The following is a 25,586-nucleotide window of genomic DNA, read 5'->3' as shown; positions in this document are numbered from 1 at the left end:
TTCACTGACAAGAGAAGCCGGCAGGATTCATCAGCATGTGCTGGAAGATCTTGTACCTGAAATGCTGCAGGAAGGAATGAGTGAGACAGACCTGGCAACCGAACTATTTTCAGTTATGGTCGAAGAAGGTCATGACGGATTATGTCGTTTCGGAATGTTCGATACCGAGATGTTCCTGGGAAATGTCTGTTTTGGTGAGAGCTCTATTTATCCTTCTTATTTTAACGGGCCAGGCGGAAATTATGGGATGAGCCCTGCGGTTCTCTTGATTGGAAGCCGGGACAGAAAGCTGAAGAAAGGAGATCTGGTATTCATTGACGTCGGAGGGGTTGAAGGTTATAACACGGATAAAACCACCACATATATGCTTGGCTCTTCCTTTCCACAATACGCCATAGATGCCCATAATAAATGCGTGGATATACAGAACGAAGCTGCTTCAATGTTAAAACTCGGAGCTATTCCCTAGGAAATCTATACTAACATAACGAATAAGCTCGATTCTGAATTCCTACAAAACTTCATGGGTTTTGGTAACCGTAAAGTAAAATTCCTGGGACATGGAGTCGGACTGCTAATTGATGAGCTGCCTGTGATTGCAGAAGGCTTTGATGAACCCCTTCAGGAAGGAATGGTATTTGTCCTCGAATATAAAAAAGAAATTGAAAATGTAGGAATAGTAGGAATTGAAAATACTTTTATAGTAACTTCTAAAGGCGGAGAGTGTATTACAGGAGATAATCCGGGATTGATTCCTGTGTTTTGATTATTAAAATACTGTATAAAGCCAAGGTTTAATTGATTCATAGAAAACTGACAAAATGAAGCGTCACACTCTTTACGAATAAACATGGACTAGATAATTAATGTATCCCTTGCAGCTATCTAGTTTTCTTTTTTTCAAACATTAAGAAAAGGCTGCTCAAAGTTTATATTTGAGCCGTTTCAGTACTTGAGCCATTTCAGCAACTCCGGCTCCACAGCTGGATTCACAAAACATTTTGTGAACTTGCCTTCTACTTCAGAGAAAATAACATTGTCTTCCCTTAATTTTTGTATATGCCAGTGAGTAGTGCTTTTGTCTAAGTTCAGCTTTTCTGAGATTTCCTGATTTGTAATATCAGGATTTTCCAGAATGTTAAGTAGTATCTGTTTTCTTGTACTGCCTTTAAGATGTGATATAATTATTTTATCGTTTTTTGTGAAGGCGTTGGAATTTTGAAAGGCTCTTGTGAACTTTCCTTCCCTCGTTAAGATCAATTTATCTTCAGCTTTGAGTGTTTTGATCTGATATCTTATAGATCCCAGGCTAATTTCCAGGTTTCTTGAAATTTCTGATGGAGTACACCCTGGATTATTCAGCACATAATTAATAATTCTCTTTTTGTTGACATTTTTACTTAGGCTCCTTATCTGACCAAGAATTATGGGAGCCAGTTTGAAAAAGGAAAAGAAAACAGTCAAATACCCGATTATGTAAGCGATTTTGATTGACAAAGGAAATTCCCAGAATGAGTACGTCACGTCAGCACCGCTCATGTCAACAGCGTCGCCCAGTTTTTCAAGTTCTTCATCGGATGGGCAGGGACCAACGGTATATTCTCCGGTGTCTGCACCGGTTATACCTGTGACAGTACTCAGGATCAAAACAAAAAATAAATTTATCTTCCACATAGCTGGCTCATACTTTGACAATTTTATTATAAGTTTAAATTCTAAAATCATATAAGCTTCTGTTCCAGTCACTCTGTACCCATAGACCTTCTTATAAGTCCAGATTTCCCATATAACCCGTTCGAATTTTGAATATACAGGTTAATCCATTAGTGTTTTAAGATAATATTTGAAGTAAGAGGACTTAAAAACATGATTTTGAGAATAAAAATATCATTATAAAAGTTGAATAAATAAAATTTTTTGGTATGAACGGAGCCTTTATTTTTATTCATCTTTAGAACCTTTTAGATTCAATAATTTTCTTTTTACCCGCTTCCCATAAAACGCAATAATAGTCAAACTTACAAATACACCTGAGATGAAGATAAGAGGATTTTTACGATCCATGAATGGGTTATCTATCTGGACTCGTTCAATGGAATATTTTCTAAAATCAGAAGTTTTATTCTCCATAAACACAGTTCCATTTTCATTTTCTGACCATATTTTTAGATTATGACTGCCGGGAGTAAGAATCAAAAGATTCCCTGGGTACAGAGGCCCGAAATTATCCAGATAATAATAAAGAGTCCTGTTTGAGTCCATGGAATTTTCTGGAGAATATCCAATTATATAATTTACCTCGTTCTCAGAGCTCTCTATTTCCTGATGATGAGGCTCAGAACTTCTGTTTTGATTTTCCTTATTTACAACATTTATGCTCTCAGTACCTCTATTCCCATAATGGTCGGTTGCCAGAACTTTGATGGTATGTTCTCCTTCCGGAAGCGAAAAGGTTCTGCCTGATCGGAGATTTCCCAGGCTCTGATTATCAAAAAAGACTTCCACAGTACTCTCGGGGTCGGAGACGCTATAGGTTAGTTCAAATGAAGCTTCTGAAACCTCCAGATTGGAAACATTAACGAGAGGAGCCTGACTCTCATCTGGATCTGCAAGATAAATAACACTTCTGGCAGCCAGAGTACTTGCATTCCTGATAACCGAAAAATCGATGTTGTCAACTGTATCACTCAATTTGTGGAAATTATCATGACCTTCGTAGTTATGATGGCATAGGACTACTGCAGGGATGTGGTTTTCCCAAAAGATTTCATGATCTCCTCTTTCTATAAGCGCAGATTGAATTTTGATTTCTGAGTTTTTTGCTTCGTTTTCAAAAATATCTTTAAGCCAGGCATACTGGGGGAGATAACACACGTAGAGAGGTTCGTTTCCCACGCAATCCACGTTAACAACCGCAATAATATCATCTTTCAACTCAGGATGGGCTTCTACCCAGGCCTGGCTGCCAAGAAGATTGTATTCTTCTCCAGAAAAAGCAATGAAATATATTGTTCTGTCAAATGATTCATTCTGCAAGACCCTTGCAAGTTCAAGCATGCAGGCAACCCCTCCGGCATTGTCATCCGCTCCGGTTCCGTTGGCCGATTCGCAAACATAGGTGTCGGACCAGACTGGCCAGAGATAGGGCTTTCTTATCTCAGAATCAAAAATATCCTTCAAACCTGACTCTGGAGGTACAATTATTCTTGAATCATAATGTGCGGTTACGAGAATAATCTCATCTTTAAGAGCTTTTCCTTCTTTAATTCCCACTACGTTTGTGCCGCTTACGTTCCAGTAATTGAAGTCCCGTGTACGTATCCTCGCGGAAAAATTGTCCAGAGAAACCTGCAGGCCTGCTTTTTCCATTTCATCTTTTATAAATAGGGAAGCTTCAGCAGCATTCTGACTTCCAATTTTTCGTTCTCCAAAAGAAGATATAGTTCGAGTTGAGTTTTCAAGTCTAGTTTGAGAAACATCAAAAGGTATAGATGTGTTGTTATATTGCATGTTGGAATCAAAACTGTAGGCTGCCAGAGCGTCTACATTCTTTTTAGCTAGTCCAATTTCAGTATCAAATGACGGTGTTACGGTATAGTTGCTTGATGTTTCTCCTTTGTCTATATTTTCAGTTGTTGCTGTCGTGAAGGAAGATAGAAAAAACAAAATTGTCAATATGATAAAAAGTGTCCTGATTGTCATTATTAATTCTCAATTAACACATATTAAAAGAGTCCACTTAAATTTTATGGCCAGATCATCCAACTATCAGAGTAATAGCTTTGTAAATCTTAAAACAATCTAAATTTAAATTTGCGTATACTTTCAGTTGGATGATTTGGTCACAAATTAATTATAAAAGTAAGTTCCTAACAAAATATGAACATTAAAATTAATGTTTGGTGGAGCTCAAATTCTCTCTGGAAGGTTTATTCGAACTCCACATTGCCCGGAGGCATGATTTAGTATTAGCTTTGTGAATATTTAAGGCTTGCCTGATCCTGCCTCCTGGGTAAAAATACACGAGGTAAAGGCATGAGAACAAGAAATGACTCAGGAATAGGTATGCTAATTTTAGCAATACTGCTGGTTGGTATGGTGTTAGTACCAACTGTTAACGCACAGGAAGAAAACAGTCAGAGCGTAACTGCAGAGGAAGCCTTTAAGCATGCAAATACGCGAATGGTAAGGTTTATAGCAACCGATACAGAAAAGTTTGGAAGCTGGAAAGGGGCATCTATTGATCCCAAACCACTGGAGCTTTATGATATAAATGGTCAAAAATTGTATTATCAATTTTCAGTACATGAAAATAATAAAACAATAGGTAAAATCGACGTTGGTGCCAATAAAACACTGGGGCAGCCAATCCAAGTTATCGAATTTAACCCGATACCCTTTAACATGACTGAAGTTATGGAAAAGTCAATAGAAACTGCTAAAAACAAATATCCAACTGGAGAAATCGAATCAACTAAAATGGTTGTATATAGCTATCCCAAAATAGGAGCAATGACTGTAGTAAAAAACAAGACTACAGGAGATGAATATAGGATATTTATAGATGCATATACTCTTAATGTGGTACCAGATGAACCTGCAACTGAAACAAAACCTGGAGTTTGCTCAATCTATGAACAGATTACGGAAAATGAAATAGACAAAAATTTAATAGAGTGGCAAAAAAGTAATGAGCTTACTAAATCTATAGAACAAGCAGCAACTAATAAGGGAGTTAATATTAATCTGCTAGTCACTGAAGAAGATATCAAGAAACTTAGTGACGACTTAACAGTAGTGGCAACAAGCACAAGTAAATATCTCGATACTACTTTGTATGGGCAAGAAAATGATCATTACTGCGCTCCAGCATGCGGTCAAATGATTGCTAAATACTATGGAGTAACTCATACCCAAGATTATATATATCAGAAGATGGGCCCAGGTTATACTACTGGCGGGAATGTCATTAATAATAACCAGTTAAATTATTATAAACCATCCAATGGATTAAATAAATCTAATTCAAAATATGTTACAATTTTTACGTTTGATCAAGCGGTTTCTGAAATTGATAATAATAGACCATTTGTAAGTATAAAAGATAGTCACTCTAGAGTTTGTAGTGGATATTTAAATGATTATCCGGATAGATATTTGGCAATCGATGATCCACTACCTGAGAATTATGGCTATTATTTTATGGAAGGTTTTGGTTCAGAAGATTATAGTATATATGTGAGGAGTTAAAAATCCTTATCTTTTTTAGAAGGTGGTAGTTTGAGTAAAATCAGCAAAGAAATTGCTGTTTTTATTGTATTTCTAGCTCTTGTCATACTCGTGGGATTATTTGTAGACGCATCATCTGATAATATGAAAACACCTGTTGATACAAAAATACCAGTTGACACAAAGGTACCGGTTGATGCAAAAACGCCATTCCAAGAAAAACAAGTAGCTGGCTTTTTTATCGAATTTGAAGAGGGGACTACTGAGCCTGAAGTTAAAGCCATTCTTGAAAACTACAACATGACTATAAACACCATAGATTACAATTCTGATATTATGCCAAGTAGGTACTACATGATTAGGTACTACATGATATTAGATAGAGATAAAACAATAGATATAGAGGAATTGGTAGATGATATAAACTTGACTAGCCCTGTAAGAAAAGGAAGTAATTATATATTGACTGTAACGGAACAAGCTATTCAGGATAAAAATTTCCTTGCAATACTGGAAAAAAACAATCTTCCAGTGAAAAAATCCGTCTATTGTTATATTGGTTTAGAAGATGAATCTAAGAGTGGTGGTATTCCAGAGAAAGATGCATACCAAATTGCAAATGAGCTTGAAAGGAATGAAAAGGTGCTGACTGCATCTCCAGATACGAAAGTATATCATTTATTGATTGAATTTGAAGATGGAACCACTGAGCCTGAAGTTAAAGCCATTCTTGAAAAATACAACATGACTATGAACACCATAGAATATAATTCTGACCTTCAGCCAGAAAGGTACTACCTAACGGTAGACGCAGATAAAAGAATGGATGTAAGAGATGAATTGAGAAAAGATGAAAATTGGACTGATCCTATATATTTTAACCATGATATCAAAAAAGGAAATAGTTATATAATTACGGTAACTGAACAAGCTATTCAGGATGAAAATTTCCTTGAAATACTGGAAAAAAATAATCTTCAAGTGAAAAACTCTGTCCTGTGTTGTATTACTCTTGGGGATGGATCTAAGAAGTGGATTTGGGAGAGCGATGAAAGAAGAATAGAAAACGAGGTTAAAAAGAATGAAAAGATATTGACCATAATATCTTCCGGTAGTACCTAATAAGAGCCTATCCGAAAAACATTGTAAACTGATACTTCGATTCTGATATATAGAAGACACATTTTTTAATACTACTGGAATAAACCTTTAACAAACGACCATGGTTTTAAAAATTAAAGCCTCGGTTTTGTGTGTTTAAGGTTAAGCGTATATTTTGGCATCAATAGAAGTTTATGTGCCTAAAAAATCTGAATTCAAGTTGTAATGTCTTATGATCTCAATTTTTTAATAGTATTCAATTTTTTAATAGTATATTAGTAGCTGGTTGATATTCTGTCTTTAGTGTTTTTGCTTAATTTGCGCGGTCCGAGCAATTAAAAGTGAATATGAGCTTTCGCTGACAAGAGAAGCTGGCAGGATTCATCAGCATGTGCTGGAAGATCTCGTACCTGAAATGCTGCGAGAAGGAATGAGTGAAACGGATCTGGCAATAGAACTATTTTCATTTATGGTCGAAGAAGGCCATTACGGATTGTGCCGCTTTGGCATGTTCGATACCGAGATGTTCCTGGAAAATATCTGCTTCGGTGAAAGCTCGATCTATCCTTCTTATTTTAACGGGCCTGGCGGAATTTACGGGATGAGCCCTGCGGTTCCCCTTATCGGAAGCCGTGACAGAAAACTGAAAAAAGGAGATCTGGTATTCATTGATATCGGATGCGGGGTTGAAGGTTATAACACGGATAAAACTACCACATATATGTTTGGTTCTTCGCTTCCACAATATGCCATAGATGCCCATAATAAATGTGTGGAAATACAAAACGAAGCTGTCTCAATGTTAAAACCCGGCGCGATCCCCTCGGAAATCTACACCACCATAATGAATAAGCTCGATTCGGAATTTCTTCAGAACTTCATGGGTTTTGGCAACCGCAAAGTTAAATTCATAGGCCATGCGGTTGGGTTACTAATCGATGAAACATCTGTGATTGCTGAAGGATTTGATGAGCCCCTCCAGGAAGGAATGGTATTTGCTCTCGAACCTAAAAAAGGAATTGAAAATATAGGAATGGTAGGTATTGAAAACACTTTTATAGTAACTTCTAAAGGCGGAGAGTGTATTACCGGTGACAATCCTGGCTTGATTCCTGTGTTTTGAATATTTAAACCTGTATAAAGCCAATGTTTAACCGTTATAGAAAACTGGCAAAGTGAGGGATCAAACTCTTTACGAATAAATATAGACTAGTGTCTTGTCAATCCTCAAAGATTTGACTAGTCTGAATAGATGAAATTGATTCTATACGATATTTTACTGTTGACGCGACACTAGATTAATGTATCCCTTGCAGCTACTAGTTTTCTTTTTCTTCAAACATTGAGAGAAGGCTGCTTAACGCTTATATCTTGAGCCATTTCAGCAACTCCGGCTCCACAGCTGGATTCACAAAATATTTAGTAAACTTGCCTTCTACTTCAGAGAAAATAACATCGTCTTCCCTTAATTTTTTTATATGCCAGTGAGTAGTGCTTTTGTCTAAGTTCAGCTTTTCTGAGATATCCTGATTCGTAATCTCAGGATTTTCCAGAATGTTAAGTAGTATCTGTTTTCTTGTACTACCTTTAAGATGTGATATTATTATTTTATCGTTTTTTGTGAAAGCATTGGAATTTTGAAAGGCTCTTGTGAACTTTCCTTCCTTCGTTAATGTCAATCTCTCTTCAGCTTTGAGTGTTTTGATCTGATATCTTATAGATCCCAGGCTAATCTCCAGGTTTCTTGAAATTTCGGATGGAGTACACCCTGGCTCATTCAGCACATAATTAATAATTTTCTTTTTATTGGCATCTTTATTTAGGCCCTTTATCTGACCAAGAATTATAGGAACTAATTTAAAAAAAGAAACGAAAGCAACCAGGTATCCTAATATATAAGCTATTTTGAATGACAATGGAAATTCCCAGAAAGTAAGAGTCCTGTCTGCCCCTCTAATATCAACAGCATCACCCAATTTTTTGAGCTCTTCATCGGGTGGGCAGGGACCAACGGTATATCCTCCGGTGTCTGCACTCGTAGTACCTACTGCGGTACTCAGTACCAAGATAAAAAGTAATTTCATCTTCCACATAGATGGTGCATAATTTGAGTAATTCCATGATCAAATTTAGATTGTATAATTTTCTGTTCCGGCGACTTTATACCCATATACCTGATACTTCCAATTCCCCGCTTCAATTCCATTTGAATTTTGAATATACAGGTGGATCCTACCGTCAGTTGTACCATCTGCATTATCATAGTAGGTACCCAATACATTGCCACTAGGGGTATATATTTTAAGCCGAAGAGAGTCAGTTGAATCTCCCCAGTTAAGATCCACAACTAGGAGATTTAAACCACTGCCAACTGTTTTCTCATGTATATTTATTTCTCCCTGACTGATGGTATCATAAACTGTCAGAATACCTATATCTTTGTCAATGACTCCAACTTCGATGCTAGGTGAAGGTGTTACGATATAGTTGCTTGAAGCTTTCACTTTTTCCACATTTTCAGCTGCTGTCGCTGTAGTGGCAGATAAAAAAGCAAGGTTGCCAATACAATAAATAATATCTTTCTTGACATTTTCACCTCTCCTGTTAACACGTATCAAAAGAGCTTACTTAAATTTTATGGTAAAACTGTCCAATTATGTAGCAAATAACTTCTTAAATTTTAAAAAACCCAAATTTAAATTGATTATACTTTCAGTTGGATGATTTGGTCACAAATTAATTATAAAAGTAAGTTCCTAGAAAAATATGAACATTTAAAAAGATGTTCAGTGGAGCTCAAATTCTCTCTGGAAGGTTTATTCGAACTCCACATTGCCCGGAGGCAGGAAAATATTAGTTTTAAGGGTGCTTAAGGCTTTTCTGTTTATGCCTCCTAGAAAATAAATAGGAGTGAAACAATGATAGTTAAGAAGTTAGGAATAGGAACATTGCTCTTGGTAATGTTTCTGGTGGGAATAGCTTTTGTGCCAGCTGTGAATGCGCAAGTAGATACGAATATTGAAATCACAAGTAATGAAGACTCGCCAAGGAAATTGTCTGATGAGGAGGCTGCAGTAGTTAAGCAAAAAATAATGAACAGACTCTTGGAAAAAGTGAAGCAAAATCCTGATAAAGTATATAGAGTTATGGTTCAGGTATGGGATAATAAGGCAATCGATAAATTACAAAATATAGATGTGATAGAAAGATCTAACAACAGATGTATTATCAACGCGGAAGGAAAAGTTTTGGAGGAAATTCTTAAAAATAAATTAGATGGAGAGCATAACAAAATAAACCTAATAGTTGAAGTGCCTGAAACTTCTGAAAACTCTATAAACAAAACCAATAAATCAGAAGATTTATCGCCAACGTCAACATATCGGACCTATAACTTTGCTGGTGGGATATCTCCTCCTAATGACTGTGATGATTGGTGGAGCTGGAGCATAAGATCTAATGAAGATAGAATAAAAATCGATTCCAATCTATATGATTGGGTTAACTGTGACGTAGACCTTACACTCTATGATCCTAACTTGAACTTCAAAGCCCAAGATACGTATGAATATAATGGACTTTATGTACAATCAAATACTAACGGAGTTAGTGGTAAATGGCAGTGGCAATATTGGGGAGAGTTCCTAGATAGTGATGGGACAGGTTATTCCGGTACAAATACTGCATACGATGATTAAAAGGAGAAGTGAGTAAATGATTTCATCTACTTCATTTCTTTACATTTTTAAAGAGATCATATCGTTTGTATTCCCAATCCTTAATATTATTTTGCTTTTCTATATTGCATTGATGTTAAAAAAGATTTATGATGTAATTAACGAAAAATGATGCCGACTGTCTACATTTATTTTCATAATGTAAGTGAAAAGAATATTTAAATGAAAATGATTATAAAATTTTTAATTTACTTTTCTTTTGTAATTTTAGCAATAGGTCTGATTTCCTTCTTAATGATTCATCAACCTGGTGTATGTTCATGCAAATAAACTTCAGACCCTCCAGAGAAATACGTTGAATTCAGTTTAGCAAATATCGAGAAATATCCCTACGTCAAAAAAGCAATAAAATTGGATATGTTATTACTCTGCTGATTAGTGACTCCAAATGAAATAACGCAGAGTTAAATTCATGTTCAGAAGAATATTTAATAAGTTGGGACTAAATAGTCCTCAAACCACACTTAACAAAAAAGAATAAATAAAGATGAAACTCGGGTTTCATCCTTTAAATTCCTATCGGACTTATTCCTGCTTTCTTGCCATCTTCTTCTTTGCAAGCTTTTCAATAATCCCAAGGCTGACCTCCCCGCCTACGCTCAGTTTCCCGTTGGCAACCGCGCTTTCAAGAAGGTGCTGTCCAACAAGGGTACGGATGACAAGGGTTGTGTATCCGTCTGGGCTTCCGACCGAACCTGCCGAGATATCGGCTTTGAGGGCGGTAAAGTCCGTACAGACACCACAGCCCGGACGGATAGTATCCTCAAGTTCGGTAAGGGGAATTATGTACTGCGTTCCGTCATTGAGGGTGATTTCTAGCTTGCCCTTAACATCAATGCGGCAAACTTTCATGGGTTCGAGGGCGTATTCGCTTTTTAGCTTGCCTGCGATAAGTTTTTCGTAGTCAAAGCTTTCCGTACAGAAAAGGCCTAAAACGAAACGAATAGACTTCTTGTATGGCTGCACAAGCTGGTGGTCGGTTTCAAGCATTTTGCGAACTGCCTGAACTACGCAAGGAACTCCAACGACTGCAATGTTCCTGTACTTCCTGTTTACAACTGCTTCCTTAAGAGAAGAAACAAGAGGGACCCACCAGTTGTAACGGCTTCCTGCCTGGCCTATAAGGGCTTCACTTTTGGTTATTACCATTGAATGTGGCTTAAGGGTCCAGGGATCTTCCGTAACCGTAACTACAGCATCTACAAGGCCTGTATCAAGGGCGTTTGCAAGAATCGCTGTGACTGCTCCTCCACTCTGCTTTCTAGGAATCTCAAACTCGGCTTTCCCAGCAGTAATCTCCAGGTAGTCTCCTAGCAGGCTTGAGGATTGTTCGTCAAGTCTCGGGCAAACCTCATAACAGGCTCCGCAGGGCACATCATCAACAGCGGCTTTACAGTAATTATTGCTTTTCGGGTGTGTGGAATCGCCGCCGGTTTCGAAGTACAGGGCATCAGCAGGGCAGACTGCAATGCAGGCCCCGCAGCCTGAGCAAAGGCCTTCGTCCCAGACTTTTGACTTAAGGTCAAGGTAACTTTTGCTGATTGGTTTCTGTTCTGCCATTTCTGATCACTCCCAGACGTATTTGCTTGCGAAAGGCCGGCTGCTTGCAGGTCCGATCTTTGTGTAGTTGGTGTTCAGGAAATCTGTGGCGTCATACCCAAACTGCTCGCAGAAGCTCTTTATAATTGGAGCAATGCGTTCAAGATCACTTTCAGTAAACTTGAATTTCTTGGCTCCTATTCCAAGTAGGTAATCATCCACTTCCCCACGGATGATAATTTCTCCACCATGGATTCCGCTTCCTATACCCCTGTCTGTCATGGCTTTATCTTTGCCGATACCGAACACGAGTACGAGACCACCTGCCATATATTCTCCAAGGAAGGAATGGGCTGTGCCTCCCACAACGAGTATAGGTCTGGCTTCCACTTCATACTGTTTCATGTGGATGCCGCCCCGATAACCAATGTTATTCTTTACAAAGACTTTTCCTCCACGCATGCTGTGGGCAACGGCATCTCCTGCGCTTCCGTGAATTACGAGCATTCCTCTGTCCATTGTATTGCCCGGAGCATGTTCGGCATTTCCGTGTACAATGCAGGTTGGCCCGCTCATGAACATTCCCAGATCTCCTCCGGGAACCCCATTGATTATAATGCGGACATTGCCTCTTAATCCGTCTCCTATAAAGCGCTGTCCGAGTATGTTGTCGAGTACGATTTCCTCTGCTCCGTCCGCAACCGCAGCCCTGATTTTCTGGTTTAAGGGTGTGTAGTGCATACCTCTTGCATCAATTCTTACCGTCTTCATCTCAATCAGGCTCCTGCTGGCAGTACATCCAGGATTTTAAGCATTCCTTCATCCAGCATATATCCACGCAGGCGGTCTCTATTGCCACGCAGACTTTCTATACTATTGATTCCCGCAGCACCCATAAGTTCACTGAGTTCGTAAGTCCAGCCCTTAATAAGATTTGAGACCTGAACTGCTCCTCTCTCAGGATCAAGCCTGCTCACAAGATCTGGACGCTGGGTAGCAATACCCCACGGGCAAAGGTTTCTGTAGCAATTGCCGCAGACTCTACAGCCCAGAGCAACAAGGGCAGCAGTCCCGATATTAACAGCATCTGCTCCGAGAGCAATTGACTTGGCAAGGTCTGCACTGTTCCTTATTCCGCCACTTGCAATAATTGATATTTCATTTCTTACGCCCTGTTCTCTGAGTTTCTGATCAACGCTTGCGATTGCAACTTCAATCGGAATTCCCACATTGTCCCTAAAGACCTTGGGAGCTGCGCCAGTCCCGCCGCGGAATCCATCAATCACTACCGCATCTGCAGAAGAGCGGGCAATACCAGCAGCAATTGGAGCCACGTTATGCACGGCTGCAATCTTAACGAAGACCGGTTTCTTCCATTCGGTTGCTTCTTTCAGGCTTCTAATGAGCTGAACAAGGTCTTCAATACTGTAAATATCATGATGAGGCGCTGGACTAATCGCATCACTGCCAACAGGGATCATGCGAGTCTTTGAGACTTCTTCACTTACTTTCTCTCCAGGCAGATGTCCACCTATACCTGGTTTTGCCCCCTGGCCAATCTTGATTTCAATGGCAGCGCCTCTTTCAAGATAATCAATGTTTACACCAAACCGGCCTGATGCAACCTGGACAATCATGTGGTCCTGATAAGGATAAAGAGCTTCATGGAGCCCTCCCTCTCCTGTTCCCATATAAGTTCCGAGTTCTGTTACGGCCTTTGCCATACTGAGTTGGGCGTTGAGGCTAATAGCTCCGAAACTCATATGCCCAATCATTATCGGAGTATTAAGCTTGAGGTTTGGAGCGAGTTTTGTTTCCAGTTCTACGTCTCCACTCTCAGTCTTCTTGAATTTGAGCTTGGATGGCTTCTTTCCTATGTAAGTCCTGAGTTCCATAGGTTCTCTCAGGGGGTCAATGCTTGGGTTTGTGACCTGACAGGCGTCAAGAAGAAGGTGGTCATAGACAACTGGCAAATCCCTGGCGTTTCCCATTCCTGAAAGGATAATTTTTCCACTGCGGGCCTGTTTAATAATATCCTCTCTTGCCTCTCTGGTCCAGAGAGGGTGGCTACGGTAATCTACAGGTTTTTCCGTAAGCATGATTGCGTCCCTGGGACACATGGAAACACAGCGAAGGCAGCCTGTACATTTCCTTGATTCTATGAGGATTTTGTTGCCTTCCCTTCTGTACACACCGTAGGAACAGTTTTCAATACAGCGTCCGCAGTCCATACACTGGTAGCGATCGATATCGACCTTAAATTTTGGGGGCACACTTCCAAGCGTCATTCAATAAACCTCCCTATAATTGGTTCTCCTGCCCTAGGGGTGTATATGGTCTTGACTTCGGGGTCATATACTCTTATTGCGGCTTCTTCGCTGGATATGTAGAGCCGGTTCCCGTTCTCACCAACTACCAGAGGACGAAGTTTAATCCTGTCAGTAAAGCCAACAATACCATTCTCTGTCCCGACTACAATTGCAAAGGGTCCATTCATTAGAGCGGGTCCGTAGGTAAGGCGAACTGCCTTGTTCAACTCTGCTTCTTTTGCAGGCATCCTGTCTATTTCATCCCAGAAAGGCGGAGCAAGAGCCTTGACAACCATTTCATGCGAAAGTCCATGCTGTCTACCAAGTAAGTCAAACAAATAGGCTACAACCTCGGTATCAGTGAACAGGGAGCAATTGTATCCGTATCCTTCGACATAACGCTGGTTTGTACCATATGAGGTTATTTCTCCATTATGTACTACTGACCAGTTAAGCAGGTTGAAAGGATGAGCGCCTCCCCACCAACCCGGAGTATTTGTGGGATAACGGTTGTGACCAAGCCAGATGTATCCCTTGTAATCTTCAATTCTGTAGAAGTTTGCCACATCTTCGGGCCAGCCAGAAGCTTTGAAGACTCCCATATTTTTCCCGGAAGAAAAGATTGTAGCCCCTTTTACATTGGCATTTACTTCCATGACTATGTAAGTGACAACATCGTTTTCAGAAGCCATTCTTCCTGCCATCAGGTCTTCCGAAGGCTTAAAGAAATATCTCCATGGGATGTGTACTTTCTTTATGCCAGGCTGCGGGGTTGTGGGGATTTCTTCCTGGTGAACAATTTCTCCCATTTGTTGGAGAAGTTCATCAACCTTCTTTTTTGGTTCACCTAGATTGTCAAAGAAAACATGAAGAGCATAGTAATCTGCATACTCTGGATAAATTCCGTATGCAGCATAGCCTGCCCCGTCTCCACTACCTCTTTCATTCATGAGGCTGAGGGCGGCTTTTATGCTCGACCCGTCCATTCTGGACTTTGTTCGGTCTATAAAGCCTATTATTCCACACATTTTGATCACTCTAAAAACGGATAGGAATGAATGTAATATAATTTAATCAGTAATTTCCTGTATCCATCGGTATTTTCTGGATTACTTCCGTGGCTCATTTTTGAGAATTAGGTCAAAAAACTTGCCAGCTGATAGACTGGATTTAAGGGGTAATTTTTATCAATTTCTATAATTTAAGAATCTTTATCCGAATTTGTCTCATCTATATTATCTAATTAATGTGAGTGAATAGCAACGCTTCCATACATGGTTTTATTTTATTTACATACATTGAGAGGGTCGTCACTAAGGGAAATAAGTAATTTAGTACCTATTTGACAATATATATACGTTTCTTTTATCCGGTTAAGAGTTCTTTAGATAATTTTTCTAAACATGACGTTTTAACCTTTTAATTTTTTCTCTTTTCTTCTACATTTTTTGACATTAACTTTTAACAGATTACTCCTTTGTCCCCTTCAGGCCTTCTTTGATATTTCCTTGCAATATCTATCCAGTTAATCCTTTTGAAAAAAAGTAATGCTATTGAATATTGGAATTGACAAGGAAAGTATTTTTATATCAATAATTTTTAGGCGTCAATTTTGAGAAAAAATAAAGAAATTTCTACGGAATTAATAGCTTGAATCAGAAAGTTCTTATTTAATTTACTGGATTCTTTTTCTAAAATCTGGACACACCTCAGGAAAAGGTGTGTCTTCTGAACGAATCTACTTCTTAATTCTGTCAGAGTAGATTTTTCCATTGTGTAGGTTTTAAGATTTTTGTATGCTTACAGCATATGCAGATACTTCTCAAGTTCCCACGGATGAACAATTGCTTTGTATTCGTTCCATTCCATCTCTTTGGCACAGAGGTAATGATTAAATACGTGTTCTCCAAGCACTTCTTTTACGAATTTGCTGCCTCTCATTTCATCAATTGCCGCTTTAAGGTCTGCGGGCAAGGAATGAATACCTTTTTCTTCTCGCTCTTTTTCCGTAAGATGGAATATGTTCATGTTAGTCGGCCCTCCAGGGTCAATCTTGTTCTTTATCCCATCAAGTCCAGCTCTGAGCATCAGGGCAAAGGCAAGATAAGGGTTACATGCCGGGTCTGGGCATCTTAGTTCAACTCTTGTCCCATTACCACGGGTTGCAGGAATGCGGATCAATGAACTTCTGTTCTTTGCAGACCATGTGAGGTAAACTGGTGCCTCATACCCTGGTACAATTCTTTTATAGGAGTTAACAACCGGATTTGTGATAGCTGCAAATTCCTTAATATGTTTCAACAGGCCACCAATATAGTACATTGCTTCTTGAGAAAGCTGATTTGTAGTATCTGGATCATAGAACGCATTCTTGCCATCCTTGAAAAGAGACTGATTTGTATGCATGCCTGAGCCGTTTACCCCGAAGAGAGGTTTTGGCATAAAGGTGGCATAATATCCTTTGTGATATGCAATTGATTTTACCACATATTTGAAAGTTATAACATTGTCTGCGGTACTCAGTACATCCCCGAATCTAAAGTCAATCTCATGCTGAGAAGGTGCGACCTCATGGTGAGAGGCTTCTATCTGGAATCCCATATGCTCGAGAGCATAGTCAATATCTCTACGTACATCCTGGGCACGGTCAAGGGGTGAGAAATCGAAGTATCCTCCCTGATCCGTAAGTTCTGTGGTCGGATTTCCGTTTGCGTCAAGTTTGAAGAGGAAAAATTCTAGTTCCGGACCTACATTCATTGAGTACCCCATTTTTTCGGCCTCTCTGATTGCGCTCTTAAGAACGTATCTGGGGTCTCCTTCAAACGGCCGGCCGTCTGGAAGATACACGTCTCCAAGGATCCTGGCTACTGCACCGGCTGCAGGTCTCCAGGGAAGAATCCTGAAAGTAGACGGGTCAAGTACAAGTTTCATGTCCGATTCTTCAATCTTTGTAAAGCCTTGGATCGAAGATCCGTCAAACATTACCCCACTTTCGAAAGCTTCTTCCAACTGTTCAACAGGAATTGCCCAACTTTTGATGATGCCTAGTGTATCCGTAAACTGAGTCCGGATAAACTTTACGTCTCTCTCATTTACAGTTTCTATTACATCTTCTTTGGTTATACACTTCTTTATCTGCACCATTTGATTCCCATCCTATCGAGCACTAGGTATCCTTTTACCTACTTAATATTATATATAGCTTCGCAAACAGTATGTACATTCTGAAAATTGTTCTTTAAAAAATGTTAATTAATCTAGTAAATTGCACCAACTTTATAAATATTTTGGGCCCATTCCCCAGTTGTTGAGTATATTTCTAATCTCATGCATATAAAGCTCATTAGCTAATTCCAAAAGGAGTAGATTTGTTAACACAATTTGAGTCTTTTCTTTCCGGCAGTGTGTATATGCAAAAATGTTATAAAATATAGGAATAAAGATTTTAAGTTTTTTCAACCTTAATATTAATACTTAAAATTAATAACAATTGGAGTACAGGATAATTTTCTGGGTCTGTGGTATGATTCAAAGAGTTAATCTGTTCAAGCTCCTGGTTTCTGTATTGCTCTGCTAGTTTGCAGGGGAAATAGGTTCGATATTTACAGTATCGTCTCTTAAGGACTGGTATCTTTTGCTGGAAAAGCCGGTCTTTAACCCTTCCTCTCAGGTTTTCTTTCCGGTCTGGTTTATACTTTAGACACTTATGGGAATCTCATTTTATCTGGTCTGGGTGAAAGGGCTGCAAGAACAGGAAGTCAAAGTAGGGATGCTTATTTTCGGAATTCAGTTAGTCCTTAATGCTCTTTGGTCTTCTCTCTTCTTTGAGCTAAAATCTCCTTATTATGCTTTTATCGAAATCGTTTTTCTCTGGCTTGCGATCTTCCTGACAATCTTGAAATTCAAGAAAAAATTTCAAAAGTGGCTTCTTATCTACTATTTCTTTATACCCTGTGGGTCAGCTTCGCTGCGCTGCTTAATTACTATATCTGGATTTTGAATTAATGACACAAGATTTGAAATTAATTCATTATTGAATCTTTGAACTATTCAAAACTGATTTATTCAAACTGTTTTGTCTCAATCAATTTCTATTTCACTCTTTCTAATTAACTCTCTTTAGAGTAAAATTCTTAATTGATAAAAAAGCTGTAAAGAAAGTTTACCTAGAGACCACGGATAAACTTCCGTTTTTCGAAGTATAATCTCGTGTGTTATTCGTATTACAGAGCTCCACAACCACAACTTCTTCCCAGAAGAGTTGATATTCGATGTTTCAGATGACGAATGTCATCTTCAGACATACTCTGAAACTCTTTTTTATGTTCTTTTTCTATATGATCGAATATAGCATTTTCAACTTCTTCTAGTTCATTTCCAGCAGCCATAAAGTTACACTTAAACCCCAGATCGCCGCATTTTATTATCTTCATAGTATCTCCTTTGCGCAAAAAATCTCAATAAAAATAGTCTTTATTTATTTAAATAAACTATAATAAAGATTAATAGGATATAAATTTAAGTTTTTCAGAATTATTTTGCGGTAAATCATTTTTCTATCTGTTATTAATTAAAATCTCAATCGAAAATATTTGAGGTAGAAATATTTATGTGAAAAAATGCTATTAGCCCTTAAAATGGACAAATAATTCCTATAATGAGAAATCTTCTCCTTAAAGAAACGACATCAACCAAGAGTTTTATATCTTTTCTACTAGGTCTAGTTTTAGTTTAATTTACGATTATTTCAAAGTAAATACCATAATATAAAGATATCTTTTTTATATTCTTTTATCTTTTATTCTCTATGTAATAAAAAGTTATTATTATAACTGCAAAAGAAAGAGAAGCTATTGGGGATATATTCAATAATCGAGACCGGGGCATGTACATGAGCTATTGATCAATTCTGAAAAAGCAAGTACATCCTTCTTATTCGAGGAAAATATAGAAAAAGTATGTGTATATTTTTTCAATAATTCCCACTCATTATTCAAGATTAAATTGTACAATTTGTCAAGCATTTTAAATATCTTTAAACTAAAAATAAAGAGTTCTCATAGGTTAGTTTAGAAACTTTATTTCCTATTTATATAAAGCATCTGAGGCATAACTACTTGTGTAAAACTATCAAGATATTTATCCAAACTTAATAGTTTTCAACATATTACTTACTAAATCCATACTCTTTCAATATAGGGGTTTAATATTGGGATCTAGTACATGGGAGTGATCCGATACGGTAGAGGAGAGGGGTTGATTTACGAATGACCGGAAACGTCATAGAAGTAAATAATCTTGAGCATTCATATGGTTCTATAAAAGCTGTTGACAATATCAGTTTTACTGTAAAACAGGGAGAAATTTTCTCATTTCTTGGCCCAAATGGAGCTGGGAAGAGTACTGTAATTAATATTCTTACTACACTGAAGAAGATACAGAGAGGCGAAGCCAGAGTTAATGGATATGATGTCGCAAAAGAATCAGATTCCGTAAGAAGATCAATAGGTATTGTTTTCCAGATGCTTTGTATTGATCATGAAATGACCGTATCCGAAAATCTGGAGTATCATGGTAAAATATATTCCATGTCAAAAAAAGAAAGAAAAGAACGAATCAATGAACTCTTAAAACTGACAGATCTGGAAAGTAAAAGGGATACTCTGGTAAAAAATCTGAGCGGTGGTATGAAGCGAAGACTTGAGCTTGCAAGAGGATTGATGACAAAACCAGCTGTCCTCTTCCTTGATGAGCCAACTGTAGGATTCGATATTCAGACGAGAATGAGAATGTGGGAGTACCTTAGAGAGATTAAGAGAGAAGGCACTACTATATTTCTGACAACACACTATATGGAAGAAGCAGACCAATTGAGTGACAGAATAAGCATAATTGATCATGGAAAAATAATCGTAACTGGAAACTCGGATGAATTAAAGAATAAACTTGGTAAAGACCTTATTTATCTGGAAACTAGTGACAATAAGCTTGCTGCGGAGGTTTTAAAGTCACTCAGCTCGGTAAAAAGCATCACAGAAGATACAAAGTCCTTGAGAGTCATGATTAATGAAGATGTCACTCACGTACTTCCTCAAATTATGGAGATAATTCGAAGAGAGGGAATAGAAATTATAATCGTAAATATTAAAAAACCATCTATGGATGACGTTTTTGTTCATTACACCGGGCATGGGTTAAGAGAAGGAGATGAAATCGAAAAAGAAAAAGAAGTGGAATTAGAGGTGGTCTCGAAATGAACTTCGAGTTTCGTGCAATATACTGGAGAGAGATGGTTAAATTCTTTAGATTCAAATCTGTTCTCTTCACTTCACTAGTCCAACCTATTATGTGGCTAGCATTTTTCGGGCTTGCTATGTCAGACAGTTTTGATCAACTAACTTCACTTATTCCAAACGTATCTGGTGTCCCTGTAGTCAACTACTTCTCTTATATGGGTGCGGGAATAATTGCAATGGATGTGCTATTCAGCAGTCTGTTTGGGGGCACTACCCTTATGTTTGATAAAAAATTCAGCTTATTGAGGGAAACTCTTGCAAGTCCGGTTCCCAGGTTTCATATCATTCTTGGGATTGGACTTTCAGCTGTGACTAAGGCTTTTATTCAAACTTTTATAATAATCGGGTTCGGAAAACTTCTAGGAATGGATTTCTTCAATGGATATACTCTTACTCAAACTCTTTTCTCAATAGTGGGCATCATGCTACTGGTAGCAACCTTTACTCTTGGCTTCCTTTTTCTATCAGGCTCTATTGCAATTACCATTGAAAATCCTGAAGGAATGCAGTCGATTCTTACCTTGCTTAGTATGCCCATTTTCTTTATAAGTAGTGCCCTTTATCCTATCAACTCTTTCCCTTCCATCCTCAGGTTTCTCTCAATGTTTAACCCGCTGACCCTGCTAGCAAATGGTATTCGCTATTTTGCTTTAGGGACTGATTTCTCTGTAATGGGAATTCATTATATTTACACAACGGCCGACATAGGTTTCTGTTTCTTGGGTCTAACTATCTTCGCCCTTGCAATGCTATCTACTGCGTTGTGGAGGTTTAATAAAGTGGATATATAAGCACGCTCAGTTTTGCTTATTTCTTTTTAATTTTTGTCCTGTAATTACTATGATCGTCTGTCTAACAGGTAAATTTCCTATTACAGGCAAATTTCCTATTTTTTTAACTTCTATTTTTGTAAATATAAAAAAGCTTGAAATATTTATGCTTGAATTTCAATTTTAAAAAGTCTTCTGGCTTATAGTCTTGGTTTTTTATGAGCTCACTCCTCGATTAATACTCTATTAAATATATTATATTCTACGTGAATAACGGTTTTCTATGTATGGAGCTTTGAATCTTATTTTTCAACTTATATAGTGGAAATATGATGTAAGCCTTAGCCACCTACCATGGACTTAAGACTCCTTTTATCCTTGTTTTGTTTTTATAAGTCATTAACTCCCCCTTCCTTCTAAATAGGAGTAAAAAGCTTTTGGTTATAGTTATTCATTTTTCAAAACTATAGCTCTAGTTCAAACCAGAATTCTTTTACTTATACGTCAAAAGACAGATAAATCACTGGGGACATGGAAAACTCGGAAAAAGGAGGAAGACAGTAGTTTTTGGCCTAAACCTTTTCTTTTTTAGAGATTATATTGATCTTTTCTATGCCTTTGTTGTTGTAAAAGCATGAAGTAATCTGGAAACATCTATAGACAGAAAAAATGAAAGAGTGTATGGGTAAGATATCCGTGTATTCAGCATTTCCCGCGGTTAGATAGCCGCGATATTTAGATAGCCACGAGTTGTTTTTTCAGCCTGCTGATTATCTACACAATCTTCTAGAAGCAGTAATTTTCTTTTATTAAAATCTTAAAATTCTTTTTATTTCAAAAAATTAACTTTTTTCATTTGAAAACTTAACCTTTTTCATTTCAGAGATTTGAGCCTCTTTCTCCTAGAAATTCAAGTTTTTCCATATTCTTTATAACTCATTATCCCTTTAAATATTCATAAAGTTCTGTTCTTCCGGCGTTATCTCTTTTATTGTATATCAGATAAAAGAGATAAGTTGACGTATAAAGGAGTTATTAGGCGGAAATTCTATACTTGTATGATTAATCTTTGTAGTAGTTTCTCTAGAAATAGCATGAGTCAAGCCACTTTTGCTAGCAAAAAAATATACAGGTTCACTGCTGCCTAAGCATGCAGTCTGACCTGTATAAATATATCACTCAAAATGCTGGCCTACTAGTTAATATATAACATTTATTTCAATAGAACCTTCTAAAGCCGTCAAAACCCTGGCCGCTAATATATATCAGCTTAAACTTTATTATTTGTATAAATATAGTGATTTTTGTATAACTTAAATAGTAATACATTGTAAGTCCCTCCACTTCTCTACTTCTACTTTCAAAATTTTTATTATTTAATTCCTATTTCTTAAATTCAAATTGATGTAGTCTCTACAATTAAAGTTGGTTTACGGATTACTCCGAATATTATGTGCTTTCGCCAAACCCCCTGCGATATCCTTTCTTATATCATACTCCCAAGTTATACTCTCAGAGATTTATCTTTGGAACTGCAGGTAAGTGTAAACAATATTGAAGATTTCCAGCTAAAAGATTTAGGAATATTAAAGATTTTAAATCAGACCACTGGAATATTTATACTCACATAGGACTATATTACACTATCTACCAACATATACAACAACACGTTCCAACGCTAAGTCTTACAGGAGTATCAATATTAACTTATATTATGAATTTACAAATAATGTAAAGAACGACAACTCCTTACAAATAATAGTTTTTTAGTATTTTGAAGTAGTATCTTTCGCTGCAACATCTTATGAGATGTTCAAACATCTCGTTTCTTAATTTCCACTTTAATTTATATGGAGTAAATATCCTTTCAGAGAATTCATAATGCTTAAAAAATATTATATTATCTCAACTTTGGGCTTTTTAGATCTAATTTTTAATTTTACGCAGTTCCTTTCCTCATATTTCAAAAAGTATATTTAAAATTATAAAACTCTTCAACATAATAAACATAAAGAAAATAAAAAAGGAAGTAGAAAAGTGAATATTTTGTATTTATTTTGTAAAGAGGAAGTTGCCTGAATTTCAGGCAACTTCGTATGTTATTGTTAACTTTTCATCAGCATTACTGCTTAATCGCAGTAGTAGAAGAATTTGAAGCACTCAGCCGCATAGTATTTGCAGACTTTTTCGTAGAAAATGCTGTAGAACATATCATTTCCTCCATTCTTTTTCTGAGTTTATTCATCCCCCGTTATACCCCGGTCTTCTGTAGTTGGGAAATATAAGGCCTTATGGCCAGTTCCCTACAGAAACCTTTTACTTACACTTAATTAGCAGTAGTAGAAGAATTTGAAGCATTCGGCCACATAGTAACTGCAGACCTTTTCGTAGAAAATGCTGTAGAACATATCGTTTCCCCCATTCTTTTTCTGAGTTTATTCGTCTTCCTTTATACCTCGGCTTTCAGCAGTCGGGAAATATAAGGCCTTATGGCCAATTCCCTACAGAAACCTTTTACTTACACTTAATTAGCAGTAGAAGAAGAATTTGAAGCATTCGGCCGCATAGTAACTGCAGACCTTTGAGTAGTAAATGCTGTAGAACATATCGTTTCCCCCATTCTTTTTCTGAGTTTATTCGTCTTCCGTTATACCCCGGTCTTCTGCAATCGGGAAATATAGAAATTATAATCATTTCCTGCAGAAACCTCTTGCACTTCTACTTTAGAATACTCATTTACCATAATCTGAATGAGAAGCAGATGTTATTCATGAATGTGAACATCTGACCAAAGTTGAATGTAAAGCCTATGTTGGGAAAGCTCATGTTTATTTCCTCCATATTTTATAATTTTTCAACCAATTTTTTCTTATGTATGTGGTACATTTTTCACTATCCCTGTCAGCCACTTCATAAGATTAATATATCGTGTTTTTCTTATTTCGAGATCTACCGTTTGAAATTTTAGCTAACAGTGACTGTATATACCTATATATACCAAATTATATAAGCTCAATAGAATTTCATATCCTTATGAATAATAGTCCCTAAATGTTTAGAGTAAGGATTTCGTAAACAGATGTATATTTTTTAGACTTGCATTCCGTGTGAAAGTTCAAAACTTGTTTTAACTATAATATCAATATTCAAAAGTAGATCCCTATTTAATTTAAAAATTTTTGAAAATGATTAATACATCTATTTTAAGTCTACCATTAGCTTTCATGAAAATTTGTATATAGAAAACAGTATACATTTATGAAGATAAATCCCGGAGTGAGATTATAAATTTTCTGAAAAATGGCTTTTCTCTCATAAAATTACTATAGCTATCTGTTTTTACTGCCTATATTTTAGTGGACTATATTTACAGTAATTTTTGGAAAAGAATGACTTTCTATAAGTAGTAAATCCATAGAAGAGTTGAAAACAGTGTGTAGAGCGTCAACTCCGAAAATTGAATTTCAAATACCTACTCCAAAATCAGGAATCAATAATTATATGCCCTCAAATTGGATCTTTTGTCGAAAATTAACAAAGCATAAGTTAAAATGGACTGTCTTACATAATGATAAAAACATTAGGATTATTCAATGTAATCCTTCTATCACATTTCATTAACTTTGGGAAAGGGGGATATGGATATTAACAAAAATAGTTTACCTGAGGACAGATTTCCTATTATAGAGTTTTTCAATGTCAGGAAAAGCTATGTATCTAAGAGTCTGGGAATTCCCGTTCTCTCAGATGTCAACTTTAAAATTGATAGCGGGGAATTTCTTGCTGCTATGGGTTCACTAGATTCTGGAAAAAATACTCTTGTGAACCTTATAGGCTTACTTGGCGGGATAACTGAAGGGCAGATTCTTGTAAGGAGAATGGATCGCAATAGAATGTCAGATCAAGAGCTTGTCTGCCTTCGGGGACTTGAAATACGTTTTGTTTTTCAGACTTTTTATCACTTTTCTCACCTAACTGACGTTGAGAATTTTTTGCTCCCAACCTTCGCTAGTTCAAGAATCAGTATTGATCCAAGGAGGCATGTAAGTGAACTTCTTGAGATAATGAGACTTCATAACTGCATGTGTTACAAACCTAGTGAACTTTTAGGAGTCCAGTCCAAGAGGTTCTCAATCGCGTGTACACTTATTAATGACTTTGAGATCCTTCTTGTGGATGGGCCAACCAGAAACCTTGCTGCTTAACAGGAAATGAAATCTTTCGAATGCTTTTTAATTTGAATATAGACGGAAGAATGGTAGTAATCGTTACGCACGATCTTGAAATTGCGAAATATGCTGGTAGAGTTGTCCCAGTAAAAGATGAAATAATTCAATACAATTGAAGGTGGAAGTATATGCAAATAATTAAGAGGAATAATATCACAATTCTTTTTTCCTTACTTTTTGTTTCCTTGATTTTTGTAACTCCTGCTTCAGCATCTGTTGGAGGTGCCAATCTGAAAGTTACAATAGTCGAAACAAATCCTTACCCTGCAAAAATAGGAGAATATCTAACTCTGACTGTTCAGGTGGAAAACATCGGAGGGGATAAAGCTGACAATGTCGACATCCAAATTGCGCCTCAATATCCCTTCTCTCTTGA

General features: G+C 37.2%; 18 protein-coding genes and 4 pseudogenes. 12 read left to right on the top strand and 10 right to left on the bottom strand.

The annotated features are described in order from the left end of the window. Positions 1–4 precede the first annotated feature (4 nt). Positions 5–766, top strand: a pseudogene (locus tag BP861_RS13370) (M24 family metallopeptidase). Positions 767–945: 179 nt separating this feature from the next. On the opposite strand, the gene BP861_RS13365 reads toward BP861_RS13370, so the two are convergent. Then, entirely contained in the window at positions 946–1,695 is a 750-nt protein-coding gene (locus tag BP861_RS13365) for a winged helix-turn-helix transcriptional regulator (protein ID WP_292376338.1), read from the bottom strand. A 246-nt stretch (positions 1,696–1,941) separates the two neighbouring features. Continuing rightward, entirely contained in the window at positions 1,942–3,702 is a 1,761-nt protein-coding gene (locus BP861_RS13360) for a M28 family metallopeptidase (RefSeq protein WP_292376336.1), read from the bottom strand. A gap of 333 nt (positions 3,703–4,035) precedes the next feature. Here BP861_RS13360 and BP861_RS13355 point away from each other — a divergent pair, with 333 nt between their 5' ends. The 4 genes and pseudogenes from BP861_RS13355 (at position 4,036) to BP861_RS13345 (ending at position 7,453) form a co-directional block, all read left to right on the top strand. Further along, on the top strand, positions 4,036–5,250 hold the full coding sequence (locus tag BP861_RS13355; RefSeq protein ID WP_292376334.1) for a C39 family peptidase: 1,215 nt from the start codon (positions 4,036–4,038) through the stop codon (positions 5,248–5,250). Between the two features lie 30 nt (positions 5,251–5,280). After that, a pseudogene (locus BP861_RS16065) lies at positions 5,281–5,904 on the top strand (UPF0228 family protein); the annotation flags it as partial. Positions 5,905–5,973: 69 nt separating this feature from the next. Next, positions 5,974–6,351, top strand: a complete 378-nt coding sequence (locus BP861_RS16060) for a UPF0228 family protein (protein WP_349681030.1) — start codon at positions 5,974–5,976, stop codon at positions 6,349–6,351. 295 nt (positions 6,352–6,646) lie between these two features. Further along, positions 6,647–7,453, top strand: coding sequence for a M24 family metallopeptidase (locus BP861_RS13345; protein WP_349681029.1), 807 nt, complete (start codon positions 6,647–6,649; stop codon positions 7,451–7,453). A gap of 241 nt (positions 7,454–7,694) precedes the next feature. Here BP861_RS13345 and BP861_RS13340 read toward each other — a convergent pair whose 3' ends face one another. Further along, a complete protein-coding gene (locus tag BP861_RS13340) occupies positions 7,695–8,396 on the bottom strand; it encodes a winged helix-turn-helix transcriptional regulator (RefSeq protein ID WP_292376330.1) in 702 nt (233 codons plus the stop codon). A 63-nt stretch (positions 8,397–8,459) separates the two neighbouring features. Further along, complete coding sequence (locus tag BP861_RS13335) at positions 8,460–8,948, bottom strand: peptidase domain-containing protein (protein WP_292376328.1); 489 nt, start codon at positions 8,946–8,948, stop codon at positions 8,460–8,462. A gap of 300 nt (positions 8,949–9,248) precedes the next feature. Here BP861_RS13335 and BP861_RS13330 point away from each other — a divergent pair, with 300 nt between their 5' ends. Continuing rightward, complete coding sequence (locus BP861_RS13330; RefSeq protein ID WP_292376326.1) at positions 9,249–10,028, top strand: hypothetical protein; 780 nt, start codon at positions 9,249–9,251, stop codon at positions 10,026–10,028. A 564-nt stretch (positions 10,029–10,592) separates the two neighbouring features. Here the strand turns inward: BP861_RS13330 and BP861_RS13325 are convergent. The 5 genes from BP861_RS13325 to glnA form a co-directional block, all read right to left on the bottom strand. Continuing rightward, the gene (locus BP861_RS13325) at positions 10,593–11,627 is read right to left on the bottom strand and encodes a Coenzyme F420 hydrogenase/dehydrogenase, beta subunit C-terminal domain (protein ID WP_292376323.1); all 1,035 of its coding nucleotides are present in this window, start codon (positions 11,625–11,627) and stop codon (positions 10,593–10,595) included. 6 nt (positions 11,628–11,633) lie between these two features. Further along, on the bottom strand, positions 11,634–12,377 hold the full coding sequence (locus tag BP861_RS13320; protein WP_292376322.1) for a hypothetical protein: 744 nt from the start codon (positions 12,375–12,377) through the stop codon (positions 11,634–11,636). A 5-nt stretch (positions 12,378–12,382) separates the two neighbouring features. Then, entirely contained in the window at positions 12,383–13,894 is a 1,512-nt protein-coding gene (locus BP861_RS13315; RefSeq protein ID WP_292376320.1) for a glutamate synthase-related protein, read from the bottom strand. After that, positions 13,891–14,943, bottom strand: a complete 1,053-nt coding sequence (locus BP861_RS13310) for a class II glutamine amidotransferase (RefSeq protein WP_292376319.1) — start codon at positions 14,941–14,943, stop codon at positions 13,891–13,893. The genes BP861_RS13315 and BP861_RS13310 overlap by 4 nt, the downstream gene beginning before the upstream one ends. A gap of 772 nt (positions 14,944–15,715) precedes the next feature. Beyond that, on the bottom strand, positions 15,716–17,059 hold the full coding sequence (gene glnA, locus BP861_RS13305; protein ID WP_292376317.1) for a type I glutamate--ammonia ligase: 1,344 nt from the start codon (positions 17,057–17,059) through the stop codon (positions 15,716–15,718). 490 nt (positions 17,060–17,549) lie between these two features. On the opposite strand from glnA, the pseudogene BP861_RS13300 reads away from it, so the two are divergent. Then, a pseudogene (locus BP861_RS13300) lies at positions 17,550–17,798 on the top strand (TspO/MBR family protein); the annotation flags it as partial. A gap of 38 nt (positions 17,799–17,836) precedes the next feature. Next, entirely contained in the window at positions 17,837–17,920 is an 84-nt protein-coding gene (locus tag BP861_RS13295; protein ID WP_292376784.1) for a hypothetical protein, read from the top strand. A 218-nt stretch (positions 17,921–18,138) separates the two neighbouring features. Here the strand turns inward: BP861_RS13295 and BP861_RS13290 are convergent, their stop codons facing one another. Further along, on the bottom strand, positions 18,139–18,348 hold the full coding sequence (locus BP861_RS13290) for a DUF1059 domain-containing protein (protein ID WP_292376315.1): 210 nt from the start codon (positions 18,346–18,348) through the stop codon (positions 18,139–18,141). 834 nt (positions 18,349–19,182) lie between these two features. Here BP861_RS13290 and BP861_RS13285 point away from each other — a divergent pair. The 4 genes and pseudogenes from BP861_RS13285 to BP861_RS13270 all read left to right on the top strand — a co-directional run. Continuing rightward, positions 19,183–20,172, top strand: coding sequence for an ATP-binding cassette domain-containing protein (locus tag BP861_RS13285; protein ID WP_292376314.1), 990 nt, complete (start codon positions 19,183–19,185; stop codon positions 20,170–20,172). Further along, entirely contained in the window at positions 20,169–21,002 is an 834-nt protein-coding gene (locus BP861_RS13280; protein WP_292376312.1) for an ABC transporter permease, read from the top strand. Before BP861_RS13285 ends, BP861_RS13280 begins: the two co-directional genes overlap by 4 nt. 3,617 nt (positions 21,003–24,619) lie before the next feature. Continuing rightward, a complete protein-coding gene (locus BP861_RS13275; RefSeq protein ID WP_292376310.1) occupies positions 24,620–25,186 on the top strand; it encodes an ATP-binding cassette domain-containing protein in 567 nt (188 codons plus the stop codon). 152 nt (positions 25,187–25,338) lie between these two features. Then, a pseudogene (locus BP861_RS13270) lies at positions 25,339–25,586 on the top strand (hypothetical protein); the annotation flags it as partial.

It is taken from the genome of Methanosarcina sp. UBA411 (assembly GCF_002495725.1).
In the GTDB taxonomy this organism is placed as follows: domain Archaea; phylum Halobacteriota; class Methanosarcinia; order Methanosarcinales; family Methanosarcinaceae; genus Methanosarcina.
This window is presented reverse-complemented; position numbering and strand designations above follow the sequence as displayed.

What these genes read in the sequence shown, in the direction of transcription:
- BP861_RS13360 (WP_292376336.1), bottom strand. Translation starts at nt 3,702, where the DNA reads ATGACAATCAGGACACTTTTTATCATATTGACAATTTTGTTTTTTCTA.
- BP861_RS13355 (WP_292376334.1), top strand. Translation starts at nt 4,036, where the DNA reads ATGAGAACAAGAAATGACTCAGGAATAGGTATGCTAATTTTAGCAATA.
- BP861_RS16060 (WP_349681030.1), top strand. Translation starts at nt 5,974, where the DNA reads ATGACTATGAACACCATAGAATATAATTCTGACCTTCAGCCAGAAAGG.
- BP861_RS13330 (WP_292376326.1), top strand. Translation starts at nt 9,249, where the DNA reads ATGATAGTTAAGAAGTTAGGAATAGGAACATTGCTCTTGGTAATGTTT.
- BP861_RS13325 (WP_292376323.1), bottom strand. Translation starts at nt 11,627, where the DNA reads ATGGCAGAACAGAAACCAATCAGCAAAAGTTACCTTGACCTTAAGTCA.
- BP861_RS13320 (WP_292376322.1), bottom strand. Translation starts at nt 12,377, where the DNA reads ATGAAGACGGTAAGAATTGATGCAAGAGGTATGCACTACACACCCTTA.
- BP861_RS13315 (WP_292376320.1), bottom strand. Translation starts at nt 13,894, where the DNA reads ATGACGCTTGGAAGTGTGCCCCCAAAATTTAAGGTCGATATCGATCGC.
- BP861_RS13310 (WP_292376319.1), bottom strand. Translation starts at nt 14,943, where the DNA reads ATGTGTGGAATAATAGGCTTTATAGACCGAACAAAGTCCAGAATGGAC.
- glnA (WP_292376317.1), bottom strand. Translation starts at nt 17,059, where the DNA reads ATGGTGCAGATAAAGAAGTGTATAACCAAAGAAGATGTAATAGAAACT.
- BP861_RS13290 (WP_292376315.1), bottom strand. Translation starts at nt 18,348, where the DNA reads ATGAAGATAATAAAATGCGGCGATCTGGGGTTTAAGTGTAACTTTATG.
- BP861_RS13285 (WP_292376314.1), top strand. Translation starts at nt 19,183, where the DNA reads ATGACCGGAAACGTCATAGAAGTAAATAATCTTGAGCATTCATATGGT.
- BP861_RS13280 (WP_292376312.1), top strand. Translation starts at nt 20,169, where the DNA reads ATGAACTTCGAGTTTCGTGCAATATACTGGAGAGAGATGGTTAAATTC.
- BP861_RS13275 (WP_292376310.1), top strand. Translation starts at nt 24,620, where the DNA reads ATGGATATTAACAAAAATAGTTTACCTGAGGACAGATTTCCTATTATA.